The organism is Stakelama sediminis (genome assembly GCF_014199335.1).
Classification (GTDB): domain Bacteria; phylum Pseudomonadota; class Alphaproteobacteria; order Sphingomonadales; family Sphingomonadaceae; genus Sphingomonas; species Sphingomonas sediminis.
This window is the reverse complement of sequence record NZ_JACIJI010000001.1, coordinates 610,569-621,860: the sequence shown is the minus strand read 5'-3', so window position 1 is coordinate 621,860 and position 11,292 is coordinate 610,569. Positions and strand designations below refer to the sequence as shown.

At 63.5% G+C, this 11,292-nt stretch carries 13 protein-coding genes; 8 read left to right on the top strand and 5 right to left on the bottom strand.

Translation table 11 applies throughout. The features are described from left to right. Nucleotides 1-188: 188 nt before the first annotated feature. Nucleotides 189-755, bottom strand: coding sequence for an HNH endonuclease (locus FHR23_RS03195; RefSeq protein WP_425506350.1), 567 nt, complete (start codon nt 753-755; stop codon nt 189-191). Between the two features lie 111 nt (nt 756-866). On the opposite strand from FHR23_RS03195, the gene gluQRS reads away from it, so the two are divergent. The 6 genes from gluQRS to FHR23_RS03165 all read left to right on the top strand — a co-directional run bounded on the left by gluQRS (nt 867) and on the right by FHR23_RS03165 (nt 5,926). Further along, nucleotides 867-1,772: a tRNA glutamyl-Q(34) synthetase GluQRS gene (gluQRS, locus tag FHR23_RS03190; RefSeq protein ID WP_343042961.1), complete on the top strand. Its 906-nt coding sequence runs from the start codon at nt 867-869 to the stop codon at nt 1,770-1,772. A gap of 10 nt (nt 1,773-1,782) precedes the next feature. Beyond that, nucleotides 1,783-2,010, top strand: a complete 228-nt coding sequence (locus tag FHR23_RS03185) for a twin transmembrane helix small protein (RefSeq protein WP_184001458.1) — start codon at nt 1,783-1,785, stop codon at nt 2,008-2,010. A gap of 3 nt (nt 2,011-2,013) precedes the next feature. Continuing rightward, complete coding sequence (locus FHR23_RS03180; RefSeq protein WP_184001457.1) at nt 2,014-2,583, top strand: cob(I)yrinic acid a,c-diamide adenosyltransferase; 570 nt, start codon at nt 2,014-2,016, stop codon at nt 2,581-2,583. A 74-nt stretch (nt 2,584-2,657) separates the two neighbouring features. Beyond that, a complete protein-coding gene (gene egtB, locus FHR23_RS03175) occupies nt 2,658-3,917 on the top strand; it encodes an ergothioneine biosynthesis protein EgtB (protein ID WP_184001456.1) in 1,260 nt (419 codons plus the stop codon). A gap of 6 nt (nt 3,918-3,923) precedes the next feature. Then, the gene (gene egtD / locus FHR23_RS03170; protein ID WP_184001455.1) at nt 3,924-4,901 is read left to right on the top strand and encodes an L-histidine N(alpha)-methyltransferase; all 978 of its coding nucleotides are present in this window, start codon (nt 3,924-3,926) and stop codon (nt 4,899-4,901) included. A 155-nt stretch (nt 4,902-5,056) separates the two neighbouring features. After that, nucleotides 5,057-5,926, top strand: a complete 870-nt coding sequence (locus tag FHR23_RS03165; protein WP_184001454.1) for a 3-hydroxybutyryl-CoA dehydrogenase — start codon at nt 5,057-5,059, stop codon at nt 5,924-5,926. Nucleotides 5,927-5,981: 55 nt separating this feature from the next. Here the strand turns inward: FHR23_RS03165 and FHR23_RS03160 are convergent, their stop codons facing one another. After that, complete coding sequence (locus tag FHR23_RS03160; protein WP_184001453.1) at nt 5,982-6,806, bottom strand: MerR family transcriptional regulator; 825 nt, start codon at nt 6,804-6,806, stop codon at nt 5,982-5,984. Between the two features lie 52 nt (nt 6,807-6,858). Beyond that, a complete protein-coding gene (locus FHR23_RS03155) occupies nt 6,859-8,061 on the bottom strand; it encodes an MFS transporter (protein WP_184001452.1) in 1,203 nt (400 codons plus the stop codon). Between the two features lie 149 nt (nt 8,062-8,210). Here FHR23_RS03155 and FHR23_RS03150 point away from each other — a divergent pair, with 149 nt between their 5' ends. After that, on the top strand, nt 8,211-8,507 hold the full coding sequence (locus tag FHR23_RS03150) for a hypothetical protein (protein ID WP_184001451.1): 297 nt from the start codon (nt 8,211-8,213) through the stop codon (nt 8,505-8,507). Here the strand turns inward: FHR23_RS03150 and FHR23_RS03145 are convergent. Continuing rightward, a complete protein-coding gene (locus FHR23_RS03145; protein WP_184001450.1) occupies nt 8,501-9,775 on the bottom strand; it encodes a NupC/NupG family nucleoside CNT transporter in 1,275 nt (424 codons plus the stop codon). The two genes, FHR23_RS03150 and FHR23_RS03145, sit on opposite strands and share 7 nt — an antisense overlap. Before the next feature lie 311 nt (nt 9,776-10,086). Between FHR23_RS03145 and FHR23_RS03140 the strand changes: the two genes are divergently transcribed. Next, entirely contained in the window at nt 10,087-10,782 is a 696-nt protein-coding gene (locus tag FHR23_RS03140; protein ID WP_184001449.1) for a queuosine precursor transporter, read from the top strand. An 18-nt stretch (nt 10,783-10,800) separates the two neighbouring features. On the opposite strand, the gene FHR23_RS03135 is transcribed toward FHR23_RS03140, so the two are convergent. Beyond that, nucleotides 10,801-11,292 carry a hypothetical protein gene (locus tag FHR23_RS03135; RefSeq protein ID WP_221227332.1) on the bottom strand — a complete coding sequence of 164 codons (492 nt, stop codon included), beginning with the start codon at nt 11,290-11,292 and terminating at the stop codon, nt 10,801-10,803.

The following is an 11,292-nucleotide window of genomic DNA, read 5'->3' as shown; positions in this document are numbered from 1 at the left end:
ACCCAAACCCAAATCCCGCGCTCTAGGACGGATCACCATTCAGAAGATGATGTGGCGGAGTCGCAGACGTTCGTAGAACAACATGGTGGATTTTCGTGACCCGGCGCGCAGCGTACTTTCAGTACGTGAGCACCGGAAGCGCGGAAAGCTGCCTTTTGCAAGCCATCAGGGCTGAATGCCGATCCGCCCTACGCTTCCAGTTCGATGTCCCAATAGAGCCAGTCGTGCCAGCTTTCGTGCAGATAATGCGGCGGGAAGCTGCGGCCGTGTTCCTGTAGCTGCCAGCTTGTCGGGCGGATCGGCTGGACGTGGAGCGGCATCGCGGCCTGTCGGGGCGTGCGCCCGCCTTTTTTCAGGTTGCAGGGCGCGCAGGCGGTGGCGACATTTTCCCAGGTGGTGCGGCCTCCCTGGGCGCGCGGGATGACGTGATCGAAGGTCAGGTCGCGGGAACTGCCGCAATATTGGCAGGCGAATTTGTCGCGGAGGAAGAGGTTGAAGCGGGTGAAGGCGGGGAACTGGGAAGGCTTTACATATTGTTTGAGCGCGATGACCGAAGGAATCTTCAGCCTCGCGCTGGGACTTCGAACCTCCCGGTCGTAATAATTGACGATGTTCACCCGATCGAGGAACACCGCCTTGATCGCGGTCTGCCATGGCCACAGGCTCAGCGGGTAATAGCTGAGCGGTGTATAATCCGCATTCAACACCAGCGACGGACAGCTGTCCGGATGGCGCAGCATATCCGGGTGCCGGATCAGGTCGGGATGATACATGAACCCTCCTCCCCCAAAATTCCCGATGGGCTTTCGCCTGCGGGAATGACAGGCGTATGACAGCATCGCAGCGATAAAGGGTCAAGAGTGCGCGTGAACGATAAATCTCGTTTGGAAAGTGGCGGTGATGCTGCCATTGTCACGCGCTTCGCGCCCAGCCCGACCGGCAGGCTGCACCCCGGCCATGCGCTGTCGGCCATCCTGGCACACGATTTCTCCCGCGCGCGCGGCGGCACGTTCCTGTTGCGGATCGAGGATATCGACGGCGCGCGCAGCCGCCCCGAACATGTTGCCGCGATCCTCGACGATCTGCGCTGGCTCGGCCTCCATTGGGACGGCCCGGTGCTGTACCAGTCGCAGCGGCTGGGCCTGTATGAAGATGCGCTCGACCGGCTGCGCGGGGCGGGGCTGCTCTATCCCTGTTTCTGCACGCGCGCCGACATCGCCCGCGAAATCGCCGCCAGCGGATCGGCACCGCATGGCATGGGGGAGGTCTATCCCGGCATCTGCCGCGATCTGGCGGAGGCGCAGCGCACGCGCCGCATCGTCGCGGGCGAACCCCATGCCTGGCGCATCGACATGGCGGCGGCGGTCGAGCGGGCAGGGGAACTGGTCTGGCGCGACTGCGAGGGTATGGACCATCGCGCCGACCCGCTGGCGCATGGCGATGTCGTGCTCGCGCGCAAGGATGCGCCCGCCAGCTATCACCTCGCGGTGACGGTGGACGATGCCGCCCGGCATATCAGCCATGTGATCCGCGGGGTCGATCTGCTGCCCTTTACCGATATCCACCGGCTGTTGCAGGCGCTGCTCGGCCTGCCGACGCCGGTTTATTGCCATCACGCGCTGCTGACCGACGAATCGGGGCAACGGCTGGCCAAGCGGCACGGCGCGCCGACGCTGGAGGCGCTGCGGCGGGCGGGCGTGGAAGGGCACGCTTTTGCCGACGATCTGCGCGCCGGGCGGATGCCGGTTGGCATCGGCGCTGCAAAGGGATAGACTTGCCTGCATGCAGACGTTTCTCGTCCTCTTGCTGATCGCTTTGATGATCGCGACCGTGGTGGCGCTGATCCGTGGGATCGTCACTTTTCTGAAGACCAGCAGCGACGAACTGAAGGGCGACGGGCCGAGTGCCTCCGCGCTCAAATCCAACCGGATGATGCAGATGCGCATCCTGTTTCAGGCGCTGGCGATTGTGGTCGTGGTGCTGTTGCTGCTCTCCTCCGGCAGAAGCTGATCCTTGGTCCGGCTGAACCGGATTTATACCCGCACGGGCGATACCGGCACGACGGGGCTGGTCGACGGTTCGCGCGTCAGCAAGGCGAATCCCCGGCTCGACGCGATGGGCGATGTCGATGAACTGAACAGCGCCATCGGCGTGGCGCTTGCCGCACTGGGCGACGATGCGCGCGCGGATGTGCTGCGCACCATTCAGAACGACCTGTTCGATCTCGGCGCCGACCTCGCCACGCCGGGAGAGGACTTCGCGCCCGGCGAAATGATGCTGCGCATCGTACCCGAACAGGTCACGCGGCTGGAACGGGAAATCGACGCGCTCAACGCCGATCTGGAGCCGCTGAAAAGCTTCATCCTGCCCGGCGGCAGCGCAAGCGGGGCCGCACTGCATCTTGCCCGTGCGATCGCGCGGCGTGCCGAACGCACCATGGTCGCGGCATCCGAACAGGTGGCGCTGAACCCGCAGGCGCTAACCTATATCAATCGCCTGTCGGATTATCTGTTCGTCGTCGCGCGCCATGTGAACAAAAGCGGCGCCGGGGACGTTCTTTGGGTTCCGGGAGCATCGCGATGATCGCCTGTCGCAGGGACAGCGGCGGTGGCCCCGGCGGATAGCGACCTCATTTTTTTGAGGGGGAGGAGAGAGTCATGTCGGCCATACGCGCAGTGCAGAACAGCCGCGATCCGGCGCTCAGGCATTTCGGCGCGGTTCGCGCACTGACGGAGGCGCTGACCGAGCCGCTGTCCGACGCCGACGCCACCGTGCAGTCGATGGCCGATGCGTCGCCCGCCAAATGGCATCTGGCGCACACGACATGGTTTTTCGAAACCTTCATCCTGCGCGACCATGTGTCCGGCTATGCGCTCCATGACGAGCGCTTCCCCTATCTCTTCAACAGCTATTATGAGGCGGAGGGGGAGCGTCATGTCCGCGCGCGCCGCGGGATGTTGACCCGCCCCACTCTGGCGGAAGTGCGGCAATATCGCGCGCATGTCGATGCGGCACTGGCCGATGCGATGCCCGATCTGCCGCAATCCGCGCGCACCCTGATCGAACTGGGATGCCATCATGAGCAGCAGCATCAGGAACTGTTGCTCACCGATCTGCTGCACCTGTTTTCCTGCAATCCCATCGAACCGGCGGTCTGGCCCGGCCAGCGCAAGGTGCCGGTGCGCTGGCCCGGTGAAATGGGCTGGATCGAACATGACGGCGGACAGGTCGAGATCGGCCATGCCGGTGACGGCTTCGCCTTCGATTGCGAAGGGCCGCGCCATGCCGAACTGCTCCACCCGCATGCGATTGCCGACCGCACCGTCACCAATCGCGAATGGACGGCGTTTATTGAGGACGGCGGCTATGCCGAGCCGCGCCACTGGCTGTCGGACGGCTGGGCCTGGGTGCAGGAAAACGGCATATCCGCGCCGCTCTACTGGGATAAACGCGACGGTGTGTGGACGCGCTTCGGGCTGGACGGCCGCCGTCCGCTCGACCCGGCGGCGCCCGTCACCCATATCAGCTTTTTCGAAGCCGACGCCTATGCAAGCTGGGCAGGCGGGCGCCTGCCGACCGAAGCGGAATGGGAGGCTGCGGCATCCGGCCATGACGCTGCCGACGGCAACCAGCTCGATCGTGCCGGTCCCGTCGAACCGCGCCCCGCCGAAACCGGTCCCGCCTTTTTCGGCGATGTCTGGGAATGGACGGGCAGCGCCTATCGCCCCTATCCGGGCTTCCACCCCGCCGAAGGTGCGGTCGGCGAATATAACGGCAAGTTCATGAGCGGTCAGTTCGTCCTGAAGGGCGGGTCGTGCGCCACCCCGCGCGGCCATGTCCGGGCAAGCTATCGCAACTTCTTCTATCCCCATCAGCGCTGGCAGTTCACCGGCGTGCGACTGGCAAAGGATCTGTAAAGCCTCATGGCAACCACCGCAGAAAAAACCGGCGAGGGCGCCCTCGTCGATCCCGATTTTCGCGCCGATGTGCTGCGCGGGCTGGCCGCGACCCCCCGAGCCATTCCCGCCCGCTGGTTCTATGACCGGCGCGGGTCGGAACTGTTCGAGGAGATCACGGACGTCCCCGAATATTACCCCACCCGCACCGAAGCGGCATTGCTCGACGCCATCGGCCCCGCCGTGGCGCGTGCGACCGGCAAGGGCCGTGCGGTGGTCGAATTCGGTTCCGGCTCCTCGGCAAAGACGCCGCGCCTGTTGAGCGCGATCGCGCCCGCTGCTTATGTCCCCATCGACATTTCGGGCGATTTCCTGCGCGATTCCGCGGCTGAACTGGCACAGGCCTTTCCCGGCCTTGCCGTGCATCCGGTGGAGGCCAATTTCATGGCGCCCGTCCCGCTGCCCGATGCGGTGGCGGACCTGCCGAAACTGGGCTTCTTCCCCGGCTCGACCATCGGCAATATGACCGCGCGCGCGGCGGTGGATCTGTTGCGCACGATGCGCGATTCGCTGGGGGAGGGCGCGCACCTGCTGATCGGCATCGACCGCGTGAAGGAACCGGCGGTGCTGGAGGCCGCCTATGACGACGCGCAGGGCGTGACGGCGGCGTTCAACCTCAACCTGCTCACCCGTATCAACCGCGAACTGAACGGCGACATTCCGGTCGATGCCTTTCGCCATCGCGCGATCTGGAATGCCGATATCGAACGCATCGAAATGCATCTGGAGGCAACCCGCGATATGCGCTTCACGGTAGAGGGCGAACGCTTCTCGATGCAGGCGGGTGAGACGATCCACACCGAAAACAGCCATAAATATACACTGTCGGGCGCGCGCGTGCTGCTGCGCGCAGGCGGCTGGACGGTCCTCGATACATGGAGCGACGCGGACGACCGCTTCGCCCTGTTCCTCGCCGAAGCGCAACCTCATCCCATGGCACCATAAGGCTGCGTCCCGTCATTGCGAAAAGCCGAAGGCGGCGCAGCAATCCGGTGCCTTTTCGATAAGGAGCACCGGTGCATCCTCGCCCCGGTCGTGATAGGGCGCGCACAAAGGTCGGCCCGTATGGAGTCGGCGCACGGAATCGAAGGAGCAAGGCAATGCAGACAGTCGGGGTTATCGGTGCGGGCCAGATGGGTGCGGGGATCGCCCAGGTATCGGCGGCTGCGGGCTATCGCGTGCTGTTGTCCGACCTCGATCTCGACCATGCGCAGGCGGGCAAGGCAAAGATCGCCAAGGGGCTGGACCGCCTCGTCACCAAGGAAAAAATCACTGCCGAAGTGCGCGACGGCACGCTGAAGAATATCGAACCGGTCGGCGACGTTTCGGCGATGGCGCCGTGCGAACTGGTGATCGAAGCCGCGACCGAGCGTGAGGAAATCAAGCGCAAGATCTTCGAAAATGTCGGCAAGGTGTTGTCGGATACGGCGTTGCTTGCCTCCAACACCTCCTCGATCCCGATCACCCGGCTGGCGCAGGCAAGCCATGATCCGGCGCGCTTCATGGGCGTGCATTTCTTCAATCCCGTGCCGGTGATGGGCCTGATCGAACTGATCCGCGGGCTGGCGACCTCCGACGCGACCGTTGCGGCGGTGGAGACGTTCGGCAAGTCGCTGGGCAAGGAAATCGTCCACGCCAACGACGCGCCGGGCTTCATCGTCAACCGCGTGCTGCTGCCGATGCTCAATGAAGCCTGTTTCGCGCTGGGCGAAGGCGTGGCGACGATCCCCGATATCGATACGGCGGTGAAGCTGGGCCTTAATCATCCAATGGGGCCGCTGACGCTTGCCGATTTCATCGGCCTCGATACTTGTCTGGAGATTTGCCGGGTGTTGTTCGAAGGAACCGGCGACCCCAAATTCCGGCCCGCGCCGCTGCTCGTCAAATATGTCGAAGCGGGCTGGTACGGCCGCAAGACGGGCCGGGGCTTTTACGACTATTCGGGCGAGGAACCCGTTCCCACCCGCTGAGACTGATGGACGCGCCATATCGCGACAGACGATATGGCGCGTCGCTTCTCTCACATCATTCCTGCCGGGTCGCGCCTTTTCCTTCCGTCATCCATGCGGGGCCGTCTACCGTGCCGCCCGCGTCGATCCGCGCACGGGTGGCGGTGCTGATGAAATCCCACACCTGTCTGGAAAATCCGGGATCGGCCTGACCTTCCCAGGCTTCCATATCGGCATACATGCGCGCGGTGTTGTTCCACATCTCGGGTTTAGCCACGGCGCTGAACGGTTTCAGCAGCGCGAACCAGTCATCCACGAAAGCCTGTGCCTGTGGCGACATCGGATCGAGCGGCAAAGCCGCTTCGATAAGCGCCGACAATTGCTTCCATTTCCCGCCATAGGCCTCCTGATCGAAACCGGCGGGCACCTTTGCCATCTGTTCTTTCCATTCGCGTTTTTCTTCTGCCGTGAAATAGCGGTCGGTGACTTTGCGCCATTGTTCGGATTCCATCGTTCGTTCTCCGCTTTTGATCAGCGAGCAGAGAGTCGCGACGTCGATCGGCTCGCCTCGATCGATGCGGGACAAAATCGTGTTCAGCACCGTGCGGGCGCTGCCCAGGGCTTTTTCCTGAACCTGAATTGCGGCGATCTGCGCTTCGATCAGGCGATGGAGATCGACCTCGACCCCCGACAGCATCCGGCCGATCTCCGCCACGGAAAACCCGGCGCGTTTCAGCGTGACGATCGCGTTCAGCCGCGCCAGTTCGCCCGGTCCGTATACGCGGCGGCCGCTATCGGTGCGCAGCGGCCGGATCAGCCCGCGCGCCTCGTAAAAACGCAGCGCACGCGGGGTCAGCCCCGTCAGGCGCGCAATGTCTCCGATTTCGTACAGATCATCCATAGCAATCGGGTGTAGCCCCTGACGTTGCGTCAGGAGCAAGCGGTTTTTTGATTTACGCGGTCAGCGCCTTTTTCCGCCGCCAGTGCAGCACGAACGGCAGCAGCAGCGTACATGCCGCGAGTGAAATCAGCGCGTCGGCGGCGAAGGTGCCGGTCATGCCGCCCATGCCGTACGCATGGCCGTCGACCGCCTGCATATAGACGATGGGCAGTGCTGCCGCCGCGCCCAGAAAGGCGAACTGCGTCGACGCCAGCGGATTGCCCTCGCCGATGCTCTGAAACACGATGGTGTTTTCGACCGTGAAGGCGGCCGACTGAAACACATTCTGCCCGATCAGCGCGATGGCATAGACCAGCGGCACGCGCGGCATCCCGATCAGGCTCAGCGTGAACAGCGCGCCGACGCTGCCGATCGTCAGATACAGCAGGCGCGCGGAAATATAGCGGGTGATCTTCGGCACGATCAGGTTGCCGAACACACTGGCGGCCAGCACCGCCGTTCCCGACAGTGTGGCGACGAAGGTTTCCGAGGCATGGAAATCATCGCCCAGCCCGCCGAGCGTGTTGGTCAGCGCAAAGGATGCGGCGGGCAGGCAGAACAGGAACAGCGTGCGCAGCACGATCCGCTGCTTCACCAGCGCGACAAGATCGCGAAACAGGGTGCGGAAACTTTCGTGCAGCAGCATCCGGTCGTTCTGCGGTGCCGGAATGAAGGGCAGCATCGCCAGCGGTGCGATCAGCAACAGCGCGATCAGCACATGGCCCAGCGTGCCCGGCAGCACGCGCAACAGCGTGATGATCGTAATCGCGCCGACCCCGAAACCGCCGGTATTGCCGACCGCGAACCATGCACCCAGCGGGCTCGACAGGTCGTCCGGCACGATGCTCCCGAACCATCCGCCCAGCGCGGTGACGAACATCTGCGAACAGAAAAAGCCCAGGAACAACAGGGTCGATAGCAGCTTGATATCGGTCAGATGCTCCAGCGCGACAAAGCCCAGGATCGCCGCCGCCACGCCCAGCACCAGCGCATAGCTTCGTCGGCTGAAATGCACGTCGAGGATCGGCGCGAGCAGGAAGCAGGTGAAACCGGGGATCATCGCAAAGGAAGTGATGCCCGCAATCACCGTTTCGGGCACATGCCGTGCCTCCAGCAATTGCGGAACGGTAATCAGCGTCAACGCACCGAACATGCCGAAGGGAAGGACCGCGAGGCCGATGAACCAGATGGGCGGCAACGACTTCGTGGACGGCATGGGCTCTCCGGCTTTCGTGTAAAGGAGATGGTGTATCGTCCCTGAATGAACCCAGCCTGACCGCGCCTTTCTACGGGTAAGTGATTATTGCCGATTTTTCGGGCTTTGTGATAGGATTGTACAAAAGCAGAGAAATAGGGGAGGGTGATGTGAATTCAGGAGACGCCAAACGGCTGCATTCGTCACTGGAATTTATCGGCATTCGCACACAGGCGACGGCGGCGGGGCTGTTGCAGCTTTGTCGGGAACTTGCGGGCGCAGGCGTGCTCGACGCAGGCGCGGTCAGCCGCATTCGCGATACCATCGTCAACGATATTGCGCTCGATTGCCCGCGCTCGATGAGCCGCGACCAGTATCAGGCAATGGTGCGCGAACGGCTCGACAGCCTGCTGACCGACCCGGTGGGGAAGAAGCCGCAGGGGTCCGCAGCCCAAATGCTTCAATGAGGGAGCAATAGCCCCGCCAGCGCCGCCGACATCAGGTTGGCAAGGCTGCCCGCCAGCAAGGCGCGGATGCCCAGCTTTGCGATCACCGGGCGCTGATTGGGCGCCAGCCCGCCGGTCACCGCCATCTGGATCGCGATCGAGCTGAAATTGGCGAATCCGCACAGCGCGAAGGTGATGATCGCCTTGCTGCGGATGCTGAGTTCGGTCATCGGGCCGAGATAGGAAAAGGCGACGAATTCGTTGAGCACCAGCTTGGTGCCGAACAGGCCGCCCGCGATCTTCGCTTCGTGCCAGGGGATGTTGAGCAGGTACATGACGGGCGCGAACACCCATCCGACGATCTGCTGAAAGCTCAGGGTCGGATAGCCGAACCAGCCGCCGATCCCGCCCAATATGCCGTTGGCCAGCGCGACCAGCGCGACAAAGGCAAGCACCATCGCGCCCACCGCCACGGCCAGCTTCACGCCCGTCTGCGCGCCCATCGCGGCGGCCATGATGATGTTGGCGGCGCGCTCCTCTTCCTCATGCATCTCGGCGGCGCGGATGGCATCGTCCTCCATCTCCTGCGCGGCGGGTACGGCTTCGCCCGCTTCGTCGGTGACGATTTCGTCCGGCATGATGATCTTCGACATCAACAGCCCGCCGGGGGCCGCCATGAACGACGCGGCGAGCAGGAACGGCAGATACTGGTTGCCGAGGAACGCGGCATAGGCGGCCAGGATCGTGCCCGCGACGCCCGCCATGCCGACCGACATTACCGCGAACAGTTGCGACGGGGTCAGGCGCGCCAGATAGGGTTTGATGACCAGCGGCGATTCGGACTGACCGACAAAGATGTTGGCGGCGGCGCACAGCGATTCGACCTTGGATACGCCGGTGATCTTCTCGATCCCGCCGCCGACCCAGCGGATGATGAACTGCATGATCTTCAGGTGATAGAGCACCGAAATCAGCGCCGCGAAGAAGATGATGACGGGCAGCGCGGAGATCGCAAAACTGTGCCCGCCGACATCGGGACTGGCGATGGGGCCGAAGATGAAATCGGTGCCGTCCTTGGCATAGCCGAGCAGTGCGGCGACGGCCGCCGACATTTCCTGAATCGCGATCTTGCCCCAGGGAACATAGAGGACGAGGACCGCGATACCGACCTGAAGCCCGAACGCCGCGCCGACGACGCGCAGGCGGATGGCACGGCGGTTGGTCGACAGCAGGACCGCGATTGCCAGAATAACGGCGATCCCCGCCAGACCGATCAGAAATTGCGTCATAACAGTATTTGTGCGCCCTTACCCGTGCAACTGACGCAAGGCCCCCCGGCGCATGCGTCCCGCGACAATACACAGGTCAGCGCGCAGGGCTAGGAGCAAATTCCTCCCCTGCAAGGGGAGGTGGCAGGCCAACGGCCTGACGGAGGGGTATGGCATTTGCGATGGCGTCTGTCCTTTGCCCATGGCGACACCCCTCCGGCGCTGCGCGCCACCTCCCCTAGCAGGGGAGGAATATGGATCGCATCGCCGCCGACCATGAAACTGCGCCAAGACGCTTGCCCGCAACGCCCCGATGCCGCTAGCAGTCGGGGATGAACGAACCATCCGCACCGTCGGCGCTTTCGATTCCGCGCTCGCTCTTCTTCCTGTCGATCTTTTACGGCGGCATGGTCTGCATCGCGGGCGTGCTCGGCAACAAACAGGTGACGCTGGGGCCGATCTCCGCCATCGGCACCTGGTTCGGGCTGGGCCCGCTGGCCGTGGAATCGGGGATTTTCGCCTTTCTGCTGCTCGTCATCGTGTCGAGCTCGGTGGCGGAACTGCATGGCCGCGCGACCGCCAACCGGCTGGTGCAGTTCGGCTTCGTGCCGCTGATCGTGTCGATCATCCTGTCGATCGTCGTCCGCGCGCTGCCCGCATCGCCGGACATGCTGCCCGCCAATCGCGACGCTATCCAGCTTGTGCTGGGCGGCACCTGGCGGATCTGGCTGGGCGGCATCATCGCCTATGGGATCAGCCAGACGCTGAACGTCACCATCTTCTCCGCGCTGAAAGGGCAGGAGGGCAGCCACCTGCTCTGGCTGCGGGCGGGTATCGCCAGCGTGCTGAGCCAGATCGTCGACACGCTGATCTTCGTGACGGTGGCGTTCATGGGCGTGTTCCCGATCGGCGAACTGATTGCCGGGCAGATGCTGGCAAAGGTCGTGCTGTCGGCGATCCTCGTGCCGCCGCTCATCTATCTCGTCGTCGGCTTCGGGCGCCGGCTCGACGGCAAGAAAGCCGCCTGATCGACAATGCTGACCGGCCTAATCGATCGTCGCCGTCGCTGTCGTCGCAAAATAATGCCAGTCGTTATCCTCATCCGCGATCATCGACCGGGCGTCTTCGCATAGCGGTGCGCTATTATCGGCATGTTCGGCCAGCATCACGCCGACGATCATGCCGTAATTGACCAATATGGTGTGATCCCATTGCTTCTGGTCGGCCGCGCTCAACCCATCCCAGTTGGTGGGGTGCAGTGCCAGCGTGGCCTCCGTTACCTTTGGCATGTTCATCTTCACACCGTCGCACAGCATTTCGGCAACCGCATGATAGGCGATCAGCGTCAGTTGAGAGGCTTCATGCTCGGGTATCGCCTTGGCCAGATCGGCGCGCATGGCCGTCCATGCTGCATCTTCATAGCCGTTAAATTGCTCAGCGGCCTTTGCATCCGGTGTCGTCTGGGGGCTGGTCTGTCCCGCCGCCATGGGGATTGCGGCGCTAAAGGCGAGCGCCAAACCAATCATGTATCTCTTCAT